The 19,404-nt window shown below is 55.2% G+C and carries 21 protein-coding genes; 13 read left to right on the top strand and 8 right to left on the bottom strand.

The features are described from left to right. Positions 1 to 19: 19 nt before the first annotated feature. Positions 20 to 556 (bottom strand): cob(I)yrinic acid a,c-diamide adenosyltransferase, encoded by a 537-nt coding sequence (cobO, locus tag R2K28_RS16050; RefSeq protein ID WP_316365998.1) that lies wholly within the window; start codon positions 554 to 556, stop codon positions 20 to 22. Positions 557 to 889: 333 nt separating this feature from the next. Between cobO and R2K28_RS16045 the strand changes: the two genes are divergently transcribed. The 3 genes from R2K28_RS16045 to R2K28_RS16035 are packed head-to-tail and all read left to right on the top strand — an operon-like array spanning position 890 to position 4,598. After that, complete coding sequence (locus R2K28_RS16045; RefSeq protein WP_316369762.1) at positions 890 to 1,894, top strand: Fe(3+) ABC transporter substrate-binding protein; 1,005 nt, start codon at positions 890 to 892, stop codon at positions 1,892 to 1,894. Between the two features lie 6 nt (positions 1,895 to 1,900). Further along, positions 1,901 to 3,577 carry an ABC transporter permease gene (locus tag R2K28_RS16040; protein ID WP_316365995.1) on the top strand — a complete coding sequence of 559 codons (1,677 nt, stop codon included), beginning with the start codon at positions 1,901 to 1,903 and terminating at the stop codon, positions 3,575 to 3,577. Next, a complete protein-coding gene (locus R2K28_RS16035; protein ID WP_316365993.1) occupies positions 3,561 to 4,598 on the top strand; it encodes an ABC transporter ATP-binding protein in 1,038 nt (345 codons plus the stop codon). Before R2K28_RS16040 ends, R2K28_RS16035 begins: the two co-directional genes overlap by 17 nt. Before the next feature lie 39 nt (positions 4,599 to 4,637). Here R2K28_RS16035 and R2K28_RS16030 read toward each other — a convergent pair whose 3' ends face one another. Beyond that, positions 4,638 to 4,994 (bottom strand): DsrE family protein, encoded by a 357-nt coding sequence (locus R2K28_RS16030; protein WP_316365991.1) that lies wholly within the window; start codon positions 4,992 to 4,994, stop codon positions 4,638 to 4,640. A gap of 134 nt (positions 4,995 to 5,128) precedes the next feature. On the opposite strand from R2K28_RS16030, the gene R2K28_RS16025 reads away from it, so the two are divergent. Then, entirely contained in the window at positions 5,129 to 5,596 is a 468-nt protein-coding gene (locus R2K28_RS16025; RefSeq protein ID WP_116446409.1) for a nuclear transport factor 2 family protein, read from the top strand. A gap of 30 nt (positions 5,597 to 5,626) precedes the next feature. Here R2K28_RS16025 and R2K28_RS16020 read toward each other — a convergent pair whose 3' ends face one another. Beyond that, entirely contained in the window at positions 5,627 to 6,805 is a 1,179-nt protein-coding gene (locus tag R2K28_RS16020) for a ketose-bisphosphate aldolase (RefSeq protein ID WP_316365988.1), read from the bottom strand. A 337-nt stretch (positions 6,806 to 7,142) separates the two neighbouring features. On the opposite strand from R2K28_RS16020, the gene R2K28_RS16015 reads away from it, so the two are divergent. Beyond that, positions 7,143 to 7,340, top strand: coding sequence for a hypothetical protein (locus R2K28_RS16015; protein WP_316365986.1), 198 nt, complete (start codon positions 7,143 to 7,145; stop codon positions 7,338 to 7,340). Between the two features lie 67 nt (positions 7,341 to 7,407). Here the strand turns inward: R2K28_RS16015 and R2K28_RS16010 are convergent, their stop codons facing one another. Further along, positions 7,408 to 7,596: a ribonuclease H gene (locus tag R2K28_RS16010; protein WP_116446412.1), complete on the bottom strand. Its 189-nt coding sequence runs from the start codon at positions 7,594 to 7,596 to the stop codon at positions 7,408 to 7,410. A gap of 142 nt (positions 7,597 to 7,738) precedes the next feature. After that, positions 7,739 to 9,424: a lytic transglycosylase gene (locus tag R2K28_RS16005; RefSeq protein WP_316365983.1), complete on the bottom strand. Its 1,686-nt coding sequence runs from the start codon at positions 9,422 to 9,424 to the stop codon at positions 7,739 to 7,741. A 190-nt stretch (positions 9,425 to 9,614) separates the two neighbouring features. Here R2K28_RS16005 and R2K28_RS16000 point away from each other — a divergent pair, with 190 nt between their 5' ends. The 3 genes from R2K28_RS16000 to dnaQ are packed head-to-tail and all read left to right on the top strand — an operon-like array spanning position 9,615 to position 11,513. Further along, entirely contained in the window at positions 9,615 to 10,397 is a 783-nt protein-coding gene (locus tag R2K28_RS16000; protein WP_316365982.1) for a class I SAM-dependent methyltransferase, read from the top strand. Further along, a complete protein-coding gene (gene rnhA / locus R2K28_RS15995; protein ID WP_116446415.1) occupies positions 10,372 to 10,812 on the top strand; it encodes a ribonuclease HI in 441 nt (146 codons plus the stop codon). The genes R2K28_RS16000 and rnhA overlap by 26 nt, the downstream gene beginning before the upstream one ends. Then, a complete protein-coding gene (dnaQ, locus tag R2K28_RS15990; protein ID WP_316365980.1) occupies positions 10,812 to 11,513 on the top strand; it encodes a DNA polymerase III subunit epsilon in 702 nt (233 codons plus the stop codon). The genes rnhA and dnaQ overlap by 1 nt, the downstream gene beginning before the upstream one ends. Here the strand turns inward: dnaQ and fnr are convergent. Together fnr and R2K28_RS15980 are read right to left on the bottom strand one after the other, a co-directional pair. Next, positions 11,510 to 12,268, bottom strand: coding sequence for a fumarate/nitrate reduction transcriptional regulator Fnr (fnr, locus tag R2K28_RS15985; RefSeq protein WP_116446442.1), 759 nt, complete (start codon positions 12,266 to 12,268; stop codon positions 11,510 to 11,512). The two genes, dnaQ and fnr, sit on opposite strands and share 4 nt — an antisense overlap. A 168-nt stretch (positions 12,269 to 12,436) precedes the next feature. After that, the gene (locus R2K28_RS15980; protein WP_316365978.1) at positions 12,437 to 12,811 is read right to left on the bottom strand and encodes a sulfur globule family protein; all 375 of its coding nucleotides are present in this window, start codon (positions 12,809 to 12,811) and stop codon (positions 12,437 to 12,439) included. 349 nt (positions 12,812 to 13,160) lie between these two features. On the opposite strand from R2K28_RS15980, the gene R2K28_RS15975 reads away from it, so the two are divergent. From R2K28_RS15975 to ispD, 5 genes are all read left to right on the top strand, one after another. Next, a complete protein-coding gene (locus tag R2K28_RS15975; protein WP_116446418.1) occupies positions 13,161 to 14,792 on the top strand; it encodes a CTP synthase in 1,632 nt (543 codons plus the stop codon). Next, on the top strand, positions 14,789 to 15,622 hold the full coding sequence (gene kdsA / locus R2K28_RS15970) for a 3-deoxy-8-phosphooctulonate synthase (protein WP_316365976.1): 834 nt from the start codon (positions 14,789 to 14,791) through the stop codon (positions 15,620 to 15,622). Before R2K28_RS15975 ends, kdsA begins: the two co-directional genes overlap by 4 nt. Before the next feature lie 90 nt (positions 15,623 to 15,712). Further along, positions 15,713 to 16,996 carry a phosphopyruvate hydratase gene (gene eno / locus R2K28_RS15965; RefSeq protein ID WP_316365975.1) on the top strand — a complete coding sequence of 428 codons (1,284 nt, stop codon included), beginning with the start codon at positions 15,713 to 15,715 and terminating at the stop codon, positions 16,994 to 16,996. Positions 16,997 to 17,021: 25 nt separating this feature from the next. Continuing rightward, positions 17,022 to 17,315 carry a cell division protein FtsB gene (gene ftsB, locus R2K28_RS15960; RefSeq protein WP_116446421.1) on the top strand — a complete coding sequence of 98 codons (294 nt, stop codon included), beginning with the start codon at positions 17,022 to 17,024 and terminating at the stop codon, positions 17,313 to 17,315. Next, a complete protein-coding gene (gene ispD / locus R2K28_RS15955) occupies positions 17,308 to 18,009 on the top strand; it encodes a 2-C-methyl-D-erythritol 4-phosphate cytidylyltransferase (RefSeq protein ID WP_316365969.1) in 702 nt (233 codons plus the stop codon). The genes ftsB and ispD overlap by 8 nt, the downstream gene beginning before the upstream one ends. A 116-nt stretch (positions 18,010 to 18,125) precedes the next feature. Here ispD and R2K28_RS15950 read toward each other — a convergent pair whose 3' ends face one another. Beyond that, positions 18,126 to 19,379: an HDOD domain-containing protein gene (locus R2K28_RS15950; RefSeq protein ID WP_316365965.1), complete on the bottom strand. Its 1,254-nt coding sequence runs from the start codon at positions 19,377 to 19,379 to the stop codon at positions 18,126 to 18,128. Positions 19,380 to 19,404: the final 25 nt, after the last annotated feature.

Raw genomic sequence — 19,404 nt, 5'->3', positions numbered from 1 at the left:
TCAATTCAGTCAAGTTTGCTTAAAACTCCACACCCTGTTCGGCATGGATGCCCTGCTCGAAGGCGTGTTTCACCAGTTTCATCTCCGTCACTGTGTCAGCCACATCGATCACCTCCTTGGGTGCACCACGTCCGGTCAGGATCAGATGCATCCAGGGTGGTTTCTCCTGTTGGATGAACTCAGCGATCTCCTCGCCACTGATCCAACCGTATTGACAGACATAGTTGATCTCATCCAGCACCACCAGGTCGTAGTGCTGGGTGCGAATCTTCTCCTGACAGAGTTGCCATATCTCCCGGCTGGTGCGGCGGTCCTGTTCCGGATTGTTGGTGTCCCAGGTGAAGCCATCCCCCAGGGCATGCCACTCGATGTTCTCAAACCGGGAGGCGGCCTGCTGTTCACCTGTCTTCCACTTCCCCTTGATGAACTGGATCACCAACACCTGCATATTCCAACCCGCCGCCCTGAAGGCGGTGCCGAAGGCGCTGGATGATTTGCCCTTGCCTTCACCGGTGAGAACCAGGGTTATGCCGTTTCTTTTTTGTCGTTGCTTCATGTGTCTTATCTGGCCCGAATGGTACTTACATAAGGGGCTTTGGTTGGGAGAGCGAAAATTCTGGTGGTAACTGAGCTATCCTGGTGGGGCAGGGCTCCACCGAAACGCATTGGAAACACCCGAGGATCTCATTGGTATGTTATCCAATCACCTTATGTTGAATACCTTTCTTAGGCCTTAATTAAACATATTGCAATCAGTAGGATAGGTTGGGCCTGCTGCGTTGCCAATTGATTATTTTGCTAATCTAAATAATAATCGTTATCATTCTTATATATTCTACATTATTTCTATTTCACGTTGGAGGCTTTTGTGTTGCCAATCTCAAAACCGATTTTACTGGGGCTGCTGCTGACCCTTATCGCACCTTCCTTGTCCCTGGCGGATGGGGTCGTGAATCTCTACTCGGCCAGAAAAGAGAAACTGATCAAACCCCTGTTGGATCAATTCAGCGAACAGACAGGGATCAAAGTGAATCTTGTCACCGGTAAGGCCGATGCCCTGTTGCAACGTCTGCAGAGTGAAGGGCGAAACACCCCCGCCGATATGTTGATCACCACGGACGCCGGTCGCCTGTATCGGGCAAAGGCGGCGGGTGTCACCCAGGCGGTCGAGTCTGAGCTCCTGAAGGGTGTCGTGCCGGAGAGTTTTCGTGATCCGGATGGTCACTGGTACGGTCTTTCAGTGCGGGCCCGTCCCATTCTGTATGTCAAGGATCGGGTGGATCCGTCAAAACTCTCCACCTACGAAGCACTCATTGATCCCGACTGGGACAACAGGATATGCATCCGTTCTTCCAGTAATATCTACAATCAATCCCTGGTGGCATCGATGATAGCCGCGAATGGTGCGGAGGCGACCGAGACCTGGGCCACTGCCTTCGTCAAGCAGTTCGCCCGGCCGCCCAAAGGGGGTGATCGGGATCAGATCAAGGCGGCTGCAGCAGGGCTGTGCGATGTGGCCGTTGCCAACACCTACTATCTTGCCGGCATGCTGACCTCGAAAGAGCAGGGACAGCGGGATGCTGCAGCGAAGCTGGCGGTGTTTTGGCCGAATCAACAGGGCCGGGGGGCGCATGTGAATGTGAGTGGTGCGGCCCTGACCAAGGCGGCCAAAAACAGGGAAAATGCCATCAAGCTATTGGAATTTCTTGTCAATACCGACTCTCAGGCCTGGTACGCAGAGACCAATGGAGAGTATCCGGTGCGGGAAGATGTGGCCCCCAGTGAACTCCTCAAGGGCTGGGGCGATTTCAAGATGGATCGGCTCAATCTCTCCAAGCTGGGTCAGCTCAACCCGGATGCGGTACGCCTGATGGATCGCGCGGGATGGAAATGATCGCAAGTGTCATCCACGACGAATAGATTTGCTTTACCCCATCTCTCCATCGGGTTCAATCCATGGAGCGTGGGAGTATTGACGGTAGCCGTTGTGCTGGCGGTGCCGGTGGTCGTGGTGCTCAGTTATATTTTCGAGCCTGCCGGGGAAGTCTGGCGCCACCTGGCCGATACGGTGTTGCAGGACTATGTGATCAACTCCCTGTTGTTGATGGTCGGTGTCGCCATCGGGGTATTACTGTTGGGTGTCAGTACGGCCTGGCTCACGAGCATGTGTCAGTTCCCCGGGCGATCGGTATTCGAATGGGCCTTGTTGCTGCCGATGGCGATACCCGCCTATATCATCGCCTATACCTATACCGGTCTGTTCGATTTTGCCGGGCCGGTGCAGACCTTGCTCAGGGAGTGGACGGGCTGGGGCTATGGCGACTACTGGTTCCCGGAGATCCGCTCCATCGAGGGGGCGGCAGTGATGTTGGCCCTGGTGCTCTATCCCTATGTCTACCTGCTCTCCCGGGCCGCTTTTCTCGGCCAGTCGATCTGTGTCCTGGATGTCAGTCGCACCCTGGGTAACGGTCCCTGGCGAACCTTTTTTACGGTTGCTCTACCCCTTGCCAGGCCCGCCATCGTGGCAGGGCTCTCCCTCGCGCTGATGGAGACCTTGGCGGATTACGGCACAGTGCAGTACTTTGGTGTCTCTACCTTCACCACGGGGATATTCCGCACCTGGTACGGCCTGAACAACGCGGCCGCTGCGGCACAGCTCTCCGCCATGCTGTTGCTGGTGGTGTTTGCCTTGATCATTCTCGAGAAGATCTCCCGCAAGCAGGCGCGCTATCACCATACCAGCCAACGCCACCAGGTACTGACCCGCTTCCAGTTGAATGCCAGGCAGTCGAGCATGGCCTTCCTGATCTGTTTCGGGGCCCTGCTATTGGGTTTCATCCTGCCGGCGGGCCAGCTCTTGTGGTGGGCCTTGACCACGGCTGAGGAGACTCTCGACAGCCGCTTCCTGAGCTTGGTCACCCATACCATCATGCTGGCAGGGACAGCTTCAATCCTGGCCCTGATGCTGGCACTGCTACTGGGCTATGGAAAGCGGCAGCAGAAGAGTTGGGCAACCCAGTTTGCGGTGAGACTGGCGGGGATGGGGTATGCCATACCGGGTACGGTAATCGCTATCGGCGTGATGATCCCTTTTGCCGCCTTCGATAATGCCCTCGATAGCTGGATGCGGGAGCAGTTCGGCTGGTCCACCGGGTTGATTCTGAGCGGTACCCTGATCGCCCTGGTGTTTGCCTATCTGGTGCGCTTCCTGGCGGTCTCCTTACAGACAGTGGAGGCAGGCTTGGGCAAGATCCGTCCCACCATGGACGAGGTGGCCCGGTCCATGGGTACGGGCTCGGGTGAGATTGTGCGCAGGGTGCATATGCCGATGCTCAAGGGCAGCCTGATGACGGCCTTGTTGCTGGTCTTTGTGGATGTCTTGAAAGAGTTGCCCGCGACCCTGATACTGCGTCCCTTCAATTACAATACCCTGGCAGTCAGGGCCTATGAACTGGCATCCGACGAACGCCTTGCGGACGCCTCCTATGCCGCGTTGACGATAGTTGCAGTGGGTATACTTCCAGTCATACTGTTGAGTCGAACCATAACCCGGTCACGTCATGCCAAATCAACTTGAAGTCAGGCGAGCAAGCGTCAAGTATGGTCGCCAGTTGGTGGTGGACAGTGTCAGCTTCGAACTGGAGAGCGGCGTGATAGGTTGTCTGCTGGGACCCAGCGGTTGTGGCAAGACCAGCCTGTTGCGTGCCATCGCGGGGTTTGAGCCGCTGGCGCAGGGAGAGATCCTGTTACACGGTCGCCGGGTCTCCCTGCCAGGTCATACCCTGGCCCCGGAGAAGCGCCAGGTCGGCATGGTATTCCAGGATTTTGCCCTCTATCCCCATCTCAGCGTCAGGGACAACGTCGCCTTCGGGCTACGCGGGGGCAGTGGTAAGTCGCAACGACAGCGGGTTAAGGAGTTGCTGGCACTGGTCGGCCTCAACGGTCTTGAGGAGAAATATCCCCACCAGCTTTCAGGCGGTCAGCAGCAGCGCATTGCATTGATCCGCGCCATGGCGCCGCGGCCGGAGATACTGCTGCTGGATGAACCCTTCTCCGGACTCGACGTGGAGTTGCGGGAGCAGTTGGCTGGCGAGGTACGTGAGATTCTGAAAAGAGAGGGGGTGACCGCAATCCTGGTAACCCATGACCAACTGGAGGCGTTCGCCCTGGCCGATATCATCGGTGTGCTGGGTAGCGGACGTTTGCGTCAATGGGATAGCGGTTACAACATCTACCATAAACCGGCGGATCGATTCGTGGCGGAGTTTATCGGCAAGGGCTCGATGATCCCTGGACGGGTGTTGGAGGATGGGCGTATCGATTCCGTGCTCGGGATCATGTGCGCCGATCTCAAGCAGCAACACCAGGCGGGGGATTCAGTTGAACTGTTGCTGCGACCCGACGATATCATTCATGATGATCAGAGTGATTATAAGCTGAAGATCGTCGGCAAGGTTTTTCAAGGCGCTGAGTATCTCTATACCCTCTCCCTGGATGATGGCACCGAGCTGTTATGCTTGGTGCAGAGTCACCACGATCATGGGATAGGGGAGAGACTCGGGGTTCGACTGGCAGTGGAACACGTGGTGGCGTTATAGAATCCCAGGTCACACACATCGTCAATCGACCACTGGTAATCAAAAGGTGATGGAACTGCCCCCGACCATGTGTTCCAGAATCGAGGCAAGGCCACGAGGTTGTATGAACGCCTGTCTAAGCAAGGGTTTGCCTTCACTGTCTTGTGGCAGGGAACAGACGGTGTCACAGGCTGAACAGACAAAGATCTTGCCATCCAGTTCGACAAAGTTCTCCATCAGACTTGCCAGGGCCGGAAAGCCTTTCTGACTGATACCCTCACAGCTGCCCTGGTAGGCCCAGTGGCTGCCGTCACCCACAAGGAAAAGTTGCGTATCGAGATCCATGGCCATGGCGGTACATGCGGCCGAGAAGGCTAACGTGGCCCGTTTACCACCATCTTCTGCACCGGAACTCAATACAACCACATAGTTATTGATATTTGATAGATGAGTGAACGATGCAATATTGTTGAATTATGAATAATGAAATGGTGAATTATTCACACAGACTTGTCTACATACTTGGATTCACGTTTTCTGGAGAAACCACGATGCAAGAAAAACCACCTGTTCCACCTTTTGATCAAGAGCGCGCCACGCAGAAGGTTCGCATGGCGGAAGATGCCTGGAACACCCGTGACCCTGAGCGTGTCGTGCTTGTCTATACAGAGGATACGCAGTGGCGAAACCGGGCAGAATTTCCCCATGGCAGAGAACAGGTGAGGGAATTTCTACAGCGCAAGTGGGCGCGTGAATTGGACTATCGGCTGATCAAGGAGCTTTGGACATTTGGGGCAAACCGTATCGCCGTGCGCTTCGCCTACGAATGCCACGACGACTCGGGCCAGTGGTATCGCAGCTATGGCAACGAAAACTGGGAGTTCAATGCACAAGGATTTATGCAGCGACGATTCGCCAGCATCAATGATCTGCCAATAAAGGAATCGGACCGTCTCTTTCATTGGCCGCTGGGGCGGCGACCGGATGATCACCCCGGACTTAGTGAACTGGGACTCTGAAACAGGCTTTTGGGAAAATTGGGATGCTAACTATTCAATCCATGCGTAATCGATGCTGATACGTTCCCCGGCAACCGGGCGGAAAAGCTGATCGGCGAAGGCGACATGGTCCGCATGGTCACGGTAGCTGTCTATCACCGCCGGGTGGCAGAACTGCACCAGCCAGGTGTAGCGGTAGGCGGCATCTGTCTTGACCGCGCTGCCGGTAGCGACCTCACGCACCCCGGGTATTTTTGACAGCACATCCCGGCCTTTGGCCATCATCTCTATGACACCCTCATCATCCAGTCCATTGACGTTGTAGACGATGAGATGCTCCACCGGAAGCCAGGGTGTGCATTGGGTCAGCACTTCGGTAGCGCGCCCGGTAGAACCCCAGAGCCGAATACAACGCTCGGCTTCCTCACTGACAGCAGCTTGTACACCCCGGGTCAGTTGGGTAAACGCGTTATTCTCTGTTGCCTCGACATTTTTCCGAATGGCGGCGCCTGCCGCATCGGCCAGCGCGGTATAGTAGTTGATTTTAACCACGCCGTTGGTGATCAATTGTCGGTACTGGTCTTCGGATAGGCCGGTTCCACCATGGATCACTAAAGGTAGGCCCAACGCCTCGTTGATATCCCGTAAACGCTGGAAATCGAGCTTCGCTTCGCCCCGCATACGACCATGCACTGTACCTATGGAGACTGCGAGGAAATCGATACCCGTAGTCTCAACGAAATGGATGGCCTGGTCCGTTGTCGTGTAGCTGACCTTTCCCGGGTGTCGTTCTGCATCCTCACCCTCGACGCCTGGGACATAACCCAGTTCACCCTCCACAGGCACTCCGCACCCGTGAGCCATCTCGACCACCGAGCGGGTAGTACGGATGTTATCGTCCAGGGACCTGTGAGAAGCATCCACCATCACCCCATTGCAGCCATGGTTGATGGCGTTCATGGCAGACTGCAAGCTCTCTCCATGGTCCAGATGGATCGCGACCGGTACCGAGGCGTTGCGCGCCGCCTTCTCAACCGCGGACAGTAAAAGCTCAAAATCGAAATACTCAAAATGGGATTCGGCCAGGCTTAGGATGACCGGTGAAGCACAGCGTTCGGCGGCATCCAGTATACCTTCCAGGAAATCGAGGTTGACCAGGTCAAAGGCCCCGACTGCATAGCCGTTCCCATAGGCATGGTGCAGCATCTCTCGCATGTTGACCAAAGGCATAAAGTTATCTCCCCTATATTGCTTCAGTCCCTTATCGACATTTTGGTTTGTTATTCTTGTTCATCATCAACGCATGGTATGCAGTATATCGCTGGCAGGTGCGATGATCTGCGGGTTGACTGGTGCCGATACTAACATCGTGATTGGCGGCGATGCCATGCGAAATCTATGGGTTCAGGCGGTTTATGATCTCAATCAGAAGATGATCAGCATCGGATAGCAGAAAGTCGTCGCTGACCTCCGGTTGCCACCAATAGATAAAAACTAATAACTTGGTTGGTGTAATCTAATATGCAAATCACCAGAGTGCTTCTACAATTAGGACAGGAATCACAGAGTGGCATGGGATCAAATCGTCCCCTACGCAGAATCAGCCCGGGAGAGAAGAGTGACAACCAGTGAATTGACGAGATCGATTCAAAAGCGTCTTGCCACGCTACCGAATTGGCTGCGGCAGTTGACGGCAGTCAGTTTTCTGTTCTTCCTTGCGAAGGGAATGCTTTGGCTAGGTGTTGCAGCCTGGATTATCCTTTGACACGCCTGACCGCCGCCGCCGCTGTCTCGTCGGTGGCGGATGAAAGTTCGAACGGAATCAGGTTATTTCAGCAATTGAACAAACGATCGATGGCATCCAGCCCCTCTTGGACGATCTCGTCCAGGTCTTCCGGATCGTCATCGTGCTCGTAGGCGAGCATTGAATAGCTGGCCAGTGATTTCAGCCCCATGGCAATCTTTTCCACATCTGCCAGATTCAGTTCAACACCTTCTCTTAAATGACATTCATCACTCATTGAACCCGCCTCAAAAAATACTACTAATCTTGTGGATACTCGAATAGGGACAGTAGGCTGTCAATTAATTAGGCCTGTTTATTGATGTAGGTCAATCAGGGGTCGCTGTCACAAGGTTTGGGGATGGCCCGGCCGGATATCCTTAGAGGGTCTGTTCTGTCACGTCGACATAGAGTTTAAGTCTTTGACCAGGCTGGAGATATTTACTATCAAGCGTATTCCAGCGTTTGAGGTCGGCAACAGACACCTTGAAACGCTGAGCGATACGGGATAGAGAGTCACCGCGTCTGACTCGATAGTGCAGCCTGCTCTGGGTACCCGATGGCTGAAGATTGAGAAGGGAGAGTTCGGAAGATTGGGCTTTCTTTACCCATATCACAAGTTTTTGCCCCGGTTTTAGGGGGTCCCCCGGGGCCATTCCATTCCATGCCGCGAGTTTTCGATGATTGACTGAGTGGGCCTTGGCAATCTTCCACAAACTATCCCCCGGCTTCACGATATAGCTTCGTTTGTTGCCACTCCGGGATCTGTTCTGGATTGCCGCCTTGCGTTGCCCGGCGCTGAAGGTGTATTGACTGAGGCCTTTACTGGAGACTGGGATCAACAGGTGCTTCCCTGCACGGATTCTGTTGCCCTTGAGTTTGTTTATCTGTCTCAGGACTTTAGTGGTGGTGCCATGTTTTCTGGCGATGACGCTCAGTGCATCACCCTGTTTGATCTTATAGCGTTTCCATGTCAGTCGCTCTTCCACGGGCAGTGCCGCCAGCTTTTCGAGAAAGGTTTCAACCTTGTCCAGCGGCAGACTGAGTTTGTGGGGGCCATCCGGATCGGTAGCCCATCGATTCAGGCCGGGGTTGAGGAGATAGAGATCCTGAATGGACAACTCCGCCATCTCTGCCGCCAGGGCGAGATCGAGCTGAGATTGAATGTCGACGGTGGTGAAATAGGGTTCATCAGCGATGGGTGTCAGGGTGATCGCATAGTACTGGGGATTTCTGAAAATCTCAGCCAACGCCAGCAAGCGGGGCACATAGGCGCTGGTCTCGTCAGGTAATTTCAGGGACCAGTAATCGGTTGGCTTGCCACGTTTTTTATTGCGTCTAATCGCACTGCGAACCGTTCCAGCCCCAGAGTTGTAGGCGGCAAGCGCCAGTTCCCAGTCATTGTCGAACTGCCGGCTGAGGGACTGCAGATAGTCCAATGCGGCATGGGTAGACGCCACGATGTCCCTGCGTCCGTCATACCACCAGTTCTGCTTCAAGCCAAAATAGCGGCCGGTGGAGGGGATAAACTGCCACATACCGGCAGCGCGGCCCGGTGAGTAGGCAAATGGCCGATAGGCGCTCTCAACGGCTGGCAACAGAGCAATCTCACTGGGGATATCCCGCTTTTCAATCTCCTGCATAATAAAATGGAGATAGGGTTGGGAGCGTTCCTGGATACGCTGAATATACCCCGGATTCTTGCTGTACCAGTTCAATTCCCGCTCGATTCTGGAATTGTGGGGAAAGGTCAGTCGATAACCATCCAACATCCGGCTCCAGAGATCGGCAGGCTTTTCCGGGAGTGTCAGTTCTGTGACAGTAGTCTGCAACTCCTCGGCCACATCCGGCAGCCGCTCACTTGTGATGGCACTCTCTTGTGCGCTCGGCTGTGTCTGCAGCGTTTGCGTCACAGCCGGGGTGAGTTCTACTTGCTGCAGCGCACTTGTAGCGCCGCCGTTGGGCAGGCTTTGACAGGCAGCGAGGAGACAGATGGCGAATAGGTTCATAATACGCAGGGGAATCTTGAAATACCGCATCGAATTGTTAAGGCTTGTTGTAGGCATACTCTATATCGGAGGAAAATAGTATCAGAGCCGCGTATCATTTCCATGGCTGGTGCTCCATATTGCGTGGTAACCCGTAGCTGACTGCCATTCGGGCATACCTCCTGATAACCTGATGCCTCTATTGAGGCGTACCGGACTGCACAGATTACCTGACAGTAGTGTCGGTAGCAAAGTAGATACCTTAACAATGAGAGACAATAAGTCGTTGAATTTGGGATCTTGTCAGCAGAAACAACTACAAAACTGGTTTGCGAGTGATTTGGGCAGGCTATTGGCTGAGCAGGAGGCAGAGTGTCTGGATTCCCGGGTTGCCACCCTGTTTGGCTACCATGTGGTGCAGCTGGGGCTCCCCTATGACAATCAGGATTTACTCAAGCAGAGTCCGGCCCGCAACCGGGTTGTCATGGGGATCGGGGGGGATAGCTCGGGGGTAGGTCTGCGAGCCCAAAGCCATCGCCTGCCCTTTGCCAGCGACAGTGTGGATGGGATGGTGTTGCCCCATACCCTCGATTTTGCTGCCGATCCCCATCAAGTCCTGCGGGAGGTGGAACGTGTGTTGATCCCTCAGGGTAAGGTGCTGCTGAGTGGTTTCAATCCCTGGAGTCAATGGGGCCTGTGGCGTCTGTTGCACCTGCGTTCCACCTCTGTTCCCTGGTGCGGGCACTTCTTCAGCGGGAAGCGGATCCAGGACTGGTTCTCATTGCTTGGCTTTGAGTTGGAAGAGGTGGTCTATCTTCACTACCGACCCCCGGTATCCCACCTGCCCATTATGCAGAGACTCGCCTTCATGGAGGGGATTGGGGAAAAGATCTATCCAAGGCTTGCTGGTGTATATGTCATACTCGCGGTCAAGCGGGAGGTTATCGTGACACCGCTGCGCTCAAAATGGCGGGTGAAAAAACGGGTCCTGCCCACCGCAGCAGAACCCACGATGAGAAATTCAGATGGCTCAAGTTGTAGAAATATATAGTGATGGCGCCTGTCGCGGGAATCCCGGCCCCGGGGGCTGGGGGGTTTTCTTACGCTATGGCCGACATGAAAAACAGCTGTTCGGCGGTGAGCCTGAGACCACCAACAACCGCATGGAGTTGTTGGCCGTCATCCGGGGTTTGCAGAGCCTGACGAAGAAAAGCCGGGTGAGGGTGACCACCGATTCCCAGTATGTCAAAAATGGCATCACCCAATGGATCCACAATTGGAAACGGAATGGTTGGAAAACGACGGCCAGAAAACCGGTCAAGAATGCGGATCTGTGGCAGATGCTGGATGCGGAGGTGAAACGCCATCAGGTAGAGTGGGCCTGGGTCAAAGGTCACTCCGGCCATCCGGAGAATGAGCTGGCGGATGATCTGGCCAACCGGGGGATCGAGGAAATTTTGAACTGATGCGACAAATAGTACTGGACACGGAAACCACGGGACTGGAACCGGAGCAGGGCCACAGGATCATCGAAATCGGTTGTGTGGAGATGGTTGATCGCAGGTTGACCGGAAATAACTTCCATCAATATCTGCAGCCAGATCGGGAGATCGATTTCGCAGCCATAGAGGTGCACGGCATCACCAACGAGTTTCTGGAGGATAAGCCCAGGTTTGGCGATGTGGCGCAGGACTTCATCGATTATGTGAGTGGGGCGGAGCTGATCATCCATAATGCCCCCTTCGATGTTGGTTTTCTCGACCATGAATTAGGTCTTATGCAGAGCCTTGCGAGAATCGATGGACTCTGCGCAGTCACCGATACCCTGGTGATGGCGAAAAAGATGCACCCGGGCCAGAGAAACAGCCTTGACGCCCTGTGCAAACGCTACGATATCGATAATTCTCACAGAGAGTTGCATGGCGCGCTTCTGGATGCCGAGATACTGGCCGATGTCTACCTGATGATGACAGGAGGGCAGGCTTCACTGGTATTGGATGGTGTCGCCACCGATGAATTTGGCGATAACTCAGCTGACACTATCCAACGTTTGCCGTCGAACAGGCCGGCGTTGAAGGTCGTTCATGCAAATCAGCAGGAACTCGAAGCCCATCAGTTGCAGTTGGATGCCATGGGTGAGTCTTGTGTCTGGTTAAAAAAGCATTAGATTCGGGACTGAGTCGACTTAGCCCGGTCTGTACCCTGGACGATCTCGTACAGGCGGGGGATGTCCAGCAGTTGCACATGCTTTCTCTCCACCTGCAGCAGGCTCTCGTCCTGGAAGCGGGTGAACAATCGGCTGACTGTCTCTACCGCAAGCCCCAAATAGTTGCCGATTTCGTGGCGTGACATACTGAGAAAAAAATCACTGGCTGAGAATCCGCGCTGTTTGAAACGTTCGGAAAAGCTGAGCAGGAAGGTGGCGAGCCTCTCCTCTGCACTCTTTTTGCCCAGCAGGGTCAGCATCTCTGTCTCCTGGCCGATCTCGCGGCTGAGCAGGCGATACATCTGATGCTGCAGGCTCGGCATGATGGAACTCAGGGATTCCAGTTGAGAGAAGGGGATCTCGCAGACAGCGGTGGTCTCAAGGGCGATTGCAGAGCAGTTATGGTTGTCGTCCTGAATGGCGTCCAAACCAATCAGTTCCCCCGGCAGGTGAAACCCAAGTACCTGTTCACCGCCATCTTCATTGGGTGAATAGGTTTTGACCGAGCCACTGGTGATGACTCTGAGGCTATGGAACTTGTCGCCACCCCGATAGAGATGATCACCGCGATGATAGGGGCGACCTCGCTTGATAATGGAGTCCAGGCGTTCTATGTCTTCAGGGGTGAGTCCCATGGGGAGGCAAAGGGTCGAAAGACTGCAGTTTTTGCAGGCGACCTTGATATTTTCAAATGAAACAACTTTTCTATTCGTCAAGGAACCGCTCCAACTCAAGGTGCACTCTTTTAGGGATTTCTCCCCTCCTATTTTTCCAGATGTTCTTGATCCGGATCAAGTAATTTTAGGATTTTTATTATCTTAGATCATATCCAATAAAAAAAGTCGGCCATGTGGCCGACTTTTTTAGTGCTCCTGGCTGATCGCTTATTTAGCGGGTGCAGCAGGCGCAGCCGGGGCTGCAGGTGGGTAGCCATAAGGTGCAGCACCACCGTATGGGGCGCCATACGGGGCACCACCATAGCCATACGGGGCACCACCATAGCCATATGGCGCGCCATAGCCGTAAGGACCGTAACCACCGTAGTCGCGATAGTAGTTATTGCCACGGCCATAGCCGGAACCACGCCCACTGCCACTCATACCAAAGCTGAAGTCGCCGGAACCATCGCCCCAGCCGTCGCCCCAGCCATCGTTGTTCCAGCCACGGTTACCATAGCCGGGACCGCCCCACCATGCTGATGCGGTTGTGGAGACAGCAACGAGAGCAGCGACGCTCAGGACCTTAGCAAATTTAATCATGCTTTCTTCCTCATATAATTAAGATTGATTTTTTATTGACTACTTTTTCTAATGGAAACAAGTAGTTGGTCGTTACGCATTGATAAATGGTTAGTGGCTAATATCAAGAATCCTTGTTCTGTTCGGCTTAGTCACACCGAGTAACAGCCAACTGGTCTCTGTGGTTGTTATTGCGAAAATCGCCAATCGATTATAGACCCTAGGGCGCTTAAATAAAATGTCCTTATGAGACTATTGCAAGAGTTATGTCGCATTAGCTCACTATTAATGCGATTGAGAGAGGCGGTCTGATCTGTTACTGTTTCCTTCCGTCCGTTTTCCCTTTTCCAGCGCATTAACTAGAAGCTTCATGACTAGATTTATATTCATTACGGGCGGTGTTGTCTCCTCCCTTGGTAAAGGAATCGCATCCGCTTCCCTGGCTGCACTGCTCGAGGCCCGCGGGCTCGATGTCACCATGATCAAGCTCGATCCCTACATCAACGTTGATCCGGGTACCATGAGTCCATTCCAGCATGGCGAGGTTTTCGTTACCGATGACGGGGCCGAGACCGACCTCGATCTTGGGCACTATGAGCGTTTCATCCGCAGTACCATGGGGCGGAACAATAACTTCACTACCGGCCAGATCTACGACAGCGTGATTCGTAAGGAGCGCAAGGGAGAGTATCTGGGAGGTACTGTGCAGGTGATTCCCCATATCACCAATCAGATCAAAGAGAGTGTCTTGCTGGGTGCTGATGATAAGGATATCTGCCTGGTGGAGATCGGTGGCACGGTGGGTGACATCGAGTCACTGCCCTTTCTGGAGGCGATCCGTCAGATGGGTGTGGAGTTGGGGCCGCAACGGGTGATGTTCATGCATCTGACTCTGGTGCCCTATATCAAGGCATCCGGCGAGATTAAGACCAAGCCGACACAGCACTCGGTCAAAGAGTTGCGCTCCATCGGTATCCAACCCGATATTCTGGTGTGCCGTTCCGAGCGGCCCCTGCCTGAAACCGAACGCAAAAAGATTGCGCTTTTCACCAATGTACCGGAAAAGGCGGTTATATCCGCAGTAGACGCAGACTCTATCTATCGTATTCCAGTGCTGCTGCATGCCCAGGAGATGGACGAACTGGTCAATCAGCGTTTCAACCTGGACCTGCCACCGGCAGACCTGTCTGAATGGGAGGCGTTCCTGGAGGGTCTCGATAACCTGGCCGAAGAGGTCAAGATCGCCATGGTGGGGAAATATGTGCATCTTACGGAGGCCTATAAATCCCTCTCTGAAGCCTTGGTACATGCTGGAGTCCATACCGGCAACCGGGTGGTGATTCACTATGTTGATTCGGAACAGCTGGAGAAGAGCGGGCTTGATAGCCTGGAGGGGATGGATGCCATCCTGGTGCCCGGCGGTTTCGGTAATCGTGGTGTTGAGGGCAAGATTGCGGCAGTTCAATATGCCCGTGAAAATGGCATTCCCTATCTGGGGATCTGTCTCGGGATGCAGGTTGCAGTGATTGAGTTTGCCCGTCATGTGGCCGGGTTGGAGGGTGCCCACAGTACCGAGTTCAAGCGCGACACACCACACCCGGTCATCGGGCTGATCACTGAGTGGTTGAATGCGGACGGCAAGGTTGAGAAACGTACCGAGGAGTCGGATCTGGGTGGAACCATGCGCCTGGGTGGGCAGCAGTGTCGTCTGGAGTCCGATAGCAAGCCCTACCAGCTGTATGGCGAGGAGATCATCACCGAGCGCCATCGCCACCGTTACGAGTTCAACAACAGCTATCTGGATAATATTGTCACTTCCGGGATGAAGGTATCGGGCCGTTCAGTTGATGGACGCTTGGTGGAGATTGTGGAGATCCCGGATCATCCCTGGTTCGTGGCCTGCCAGTTCCATCCGGAGTTTACCTCGACCCCGCGCTATGGCCATCCGCTCTTTTCCGGTTTCATCGAGGCGGCGAGAAAGCATCGGGACAGCAAGGCATGAAGCTATGCGACTTCCAGGTTGGACTGGATCGGCCGCTGTTCCTGATCGCAGGTCCCTGTGTCATCGAGAGTGAGCAGTTGGCCCTGGATACGGCAGGGGAGTTGCAACAGCTGACCCAGGCCCTTGGTATCCCGTTCATCTACAAATCCTCCTTCGATAAGGCGAATCGCTCCTCCGCCGAGAGCTTTCGCGGACCGGGTCTTGAACAGGGTTTAAAGATTCTGCAACAGGTCAAATCATCGATCGGTGTACCGGTGTTGACCGATGTGCATGAAGATACCCCACTGCAAGAGGTTGCATCGGTGGTGGATCTCCTGCAGACCCCAGCCTTTCTCTGCCGTCAGACCAACTTTATCCAGAATGTGGCCCGCCAGGGTCTGCCGGTGAATATCAAGAAGGGGCAATTTCTCGCACCCTGGGACATGACCCACGTGGTGGCCAAGGCGAAGGCCACGGGCAATGAACGGATCATGGTGTGTGAGCGGGGTGTCTCCTTCGGCTACAATAATCTGGTTTCGGATATGCGCTCCCTGGCGGTGATGCGCGATACCGGTTCGCCAGTGGTCTATGACGCCACCCATTCGGTTCAGTTGCCGGGGGGGCAGGGTAGCAGTTCAGGGGGACAGCGTGAATTTGTCCCGGTACTGGCACGGGCGGCGGTTGCAGCTGGCGTGTCGGGTCTGTTCATGGAGACCCATCCACAACCGGACAAGGCACTCAGCGACGGGCCGAATGCCTGGCCGCTGCCCAGGATGAGGGAACTGCTCGAGACGCTGGTTGAGATCGATCATCTTGTGAAAGGGAAACAATTGGCTGAGATGTCACCCTAAGGCTGTTACATACACCTGGCTGTAACACTATCTTGGTTAACTGTTATCACCACATTTATTTACTGAAAGCATACAGAATACGGAGACAACATGTCTGAAATTGTTGATGTTCGTGGACGAGAGATCCTCGATTCACGGGGCAATCCCACCGTCGAGGCCGACGTGATCACCGCAGACGGCGCCATCGGCCGTGCGCTGGTGCCGTCGGGTGCCTCCACCGGCTCCCGGGAAGCCCTCGAATTGCGTGATGGGGACAAGGCCCGCTATCTGGGCAAAGGGGTTTTAAAGGCGGTAGCCAATATCAATGGTCCCATCAAAGAGGCACTGATGGGGATGGAGGTGATCGATCAGGCGGCCGTGGATCAGTGCATGCTCGATCTGGATGGCACCGAAAACAAATCCAAGTTGGGTGCGAACGCCCTGCTTGGGGTATCCCTGGCGGCAGCTCACAGCGCTGCCCAGGAGAGGGCCCTGCCACTCTATCGTTCATTGGCCTCCGGGCCCTACCGGCTGCCTGTGCCGATGATGAATATCATCAATGGCGGGGCGCATGCGGATAACAGCGTCGATCTGCAGGAGTTTATGATCCTGCCGGTGGGTGCCGGATCCATTCGTGAGGCGGTCCGGTACGGTGCCGAGGTCTTCCATGCCCTGCAGAGTGTATTGAAAAAACGCGGTCTGGCTACCGCGGTGGGTGACGAGGGGGGCTTCGCCCCCAACCTGCCTTCTAACGAGGCCGCGATCGAGGTCATCCTGGAGGCTGTCGGCAATGCAGGCTTCAGCGCCGGTAAGGATATCTATCTCGGCCTGGATGTGGCCAGCTCAGAATTCTATGCGGATGGGGTCTACAACCTGGCCTCCGAGGGCCGCAAGTTTTCCGCAGACGAGTTTGCCGACTATCTCTCTGCCTGGGTCGATCAGTACCCGATCATCACCATCGAGGACGGCATGGATGAGGGCGACTGGGAGGGTTGGAAACTGTTGACCGAAAAGCTCGGGCAGCGGGTACAGCTGGTGGGTGACGACCTGTTTGTCACCAACACCAAGATTCTGCAGCGCGGTATCGATGAGAAGGTGGCCAACTCCATCCTCATCAAGGTCAACCAGATCGGTACACTGACTGAAACCCTGGCGGCGATCGATATGGCGGCTGCTGCCGGTTATAGCGCGGTGGTGTCCCATCGCTCCGGAGAGACCGAGGATACCACCATTGCGGATCTGGTGGTGGCCACAGGTACCGGCCAGATCAAGACCGGCTCGCTTTCCCGTTCGGATCGGGTGGCCAAGTACAATCAGCTGATGCGCATCGAGGATCAGCTGGGCGGGGATGCCGTCTATGCGGGTAAGGATGCATTTCCCGTGTCGGTGGACTGATCCCGGTGTCAACAGGCCCTAGCCCGTGCGAGTGGTAATAGCCATACTGGTCGGACTGCTGCTTTTTTTGCAGTACCGCCTGTGGGTGGGCGAGGGGAGCCTGGCTGAGGTCAACAATCTGAAACAGGAGATCAGCCAACTGCAGAAGGAGTTGGTGGGGTTGCGGGAACGCAACCGCGCCCTGCAGGCGGAGGTGGAGGATCTGCGCAGCGGTCAGACCGCCATCGAAGAGCGGGCCCGCAGCGAGCTCGGTATGATCAAGGAGGGGGAGACCTTCTATCAGGTCATCGCACCGAGCGATGAGAAAGGGGATGAGTAGCAGGGTGCGATGCTGGGCTGTAGTCCCGGCAGCGGGTGTGGGACAACGCATGGGCGCCGCGATCCCCAAACAGTACCTGGACCTGGCGGGAAGACGGGTTATCGATCATAGCCTGGAGAGGCTGCTGAGCCATCCCCGCATCGAAGGGGTCTACCTGGCGCTCTCCCCTGAGGATGAGCTGTGGCGGGGGTGCGACTTCGCCGATGATCCGAGAATCGTCAGGGTCGAGGGCGGAGAGGAGCGCTGCCACTCGGTACTGAATGCCCTGGCAGCGCTGCGGCAACAGGCCACCGATGATGATTGGGTGCTGGTACACGATGCGGCGCGCCCCTGTCTCTCCCGCGGCGATCTTGAGCATTTAATCGACACCCTGCTGGAGCATCCTGTGGGCGGCCTGCTTGGGGTGCCGGTCCGCGATACCCTGAAAGCGGTGGACAGCGACGGCGGTGTGGTACACACCGTCCCCCGGGAAGGCCTCTGGCATGCCTTGACCCCACAGATGTTTCGCCTTGGCCCGCTCTACCAGGCCCTTGCAAGTGCCATCACCAAAGATGCATTGGTGACCGATGACGCCAGTGCAATGGAACTGGCTGGCCATCGTCCATTGATGGTGGAGGGGGATGCAAGCAATATCAAGATCACCCGCCCGGAGGATCTGCAACTGGCGGCGGATTATCTTTCCCGTTGTGAATGATCTTACAAAGCGATAATCGCGAATATAGAAGGCTCACGTACCCATGCTCCAGCGTGGGTACGAGAAAATAAAATTTGCGTTTATTAGCGTTAATTTGCGGACTAACTTCTTCTTTTCTAAATCGCCAACAGCTCCCGCAGCTCGCGTATCTGATCCTTGGCGTTGTCGATGATGCCGATGGAGTGCCTCGGGGTCAGTTTGCCCAGGGCCAGTTTGTGGAATGCGGGCACCAGATCGAGCCGGGGAAGGGTATGCATCAATGGGGTGCCGATATAGGCGTGCAGCTGGGCGATCACCACCAGGTCCACGTAGTCGGGTTCATGGCTGATATCCTCCATCCAATCCTCCGCGTGCAGGGCCGCCTGGACGAAGTAGTCGGGAAACTCCCATTTGCGTAACACCATGGCACCCACTTCCGCCTTCAACCGATCAATCACCTGGTCGAGCAGTTCTGGATTCTCCGCCAGCTCGGGTCTACTGGTGGCCGCGCCGAGAATGGCGAGTGCGCCAATATCGTGGAGTAAACCGCACAGCAGGGCCTGATCGGGTTCCAGACCGGGTGTGACAATTGCCAGCTCGTGGCAGATGGGGGCCACGTAGCTGAGGTGCTTCCAGATATCGAGCATGCGTTTTTTCAACGCCTTGGAACGGCTGTTGAAGAGCTTGCCCAGGGCGAAGCTGATGACCAGGTTGTGGGTGACCGAGCGACCCAGGCGGGTAACCGCGTCTGGGAGATTGTCGATCGGATGCTTCCCCCGGTAAGCGGCGCTGTTGACCACGTTGATCATACGCGCAGCGACCGTGGGGTCCGCCTGTACCACATGGGCGATATCTTCACTGCCGGTATTGTTGTCATTGATCACCCGTGCGATGCGCATGGTGATATCCGGCATGCTCGGCAGTTCCAGGGTATCGTTTTTGATCGCCTCGTAGAACTCCCAGTAGAGGGTATCTACCTGCTCTTCCGAATCCTTCAGCTCTATGGTCTGGTTGGTGCGGGTGTTGGCAATCGGGGGAAGACACTTGATCGCGTTATAGAGCTCCCTGGGGACACACAACAGGTCCACCGCGCTGACACTGGTTATGTGATCCTGATTCGGAGACTGCTCCGCCAGGGGTGTGAGACTGCATGGCTGATCGGCCTGGCAGGTGGTCCGTTCACCAGCTTCTGAAACTATCTCCACTTGACCCTGCAGCAGATAGTAGACCTGCTCGGTCTGTTCACCAACAGTGGCTATTCCGCCCCCGGCATTTTGATGCTCCACATGGGTTTCGGATAACACGTAGTCCAATACTCGTTTGGGCAGGTTTCTGAGTAGAGGTATCCTTTTTACACTGCTGCTGGTGACTGCGCTTACTCTTTGAATCATGTTCTTGTTGCTCAGGGTAGGGTTC

This window comes from Candidatus Thiodiazotropha sp. CDECU1, assembly GCF_963455295.1.
Classification (GTDB): domain Bacteria; phylum Pseudomonadota; class Gammaproteobacteria; order Chromatiales; family Chromatiaceae; genus Thiodiazotropha.
This window is presented reverse-complemented; position numbering and strand designations above follow the sequence as displayed.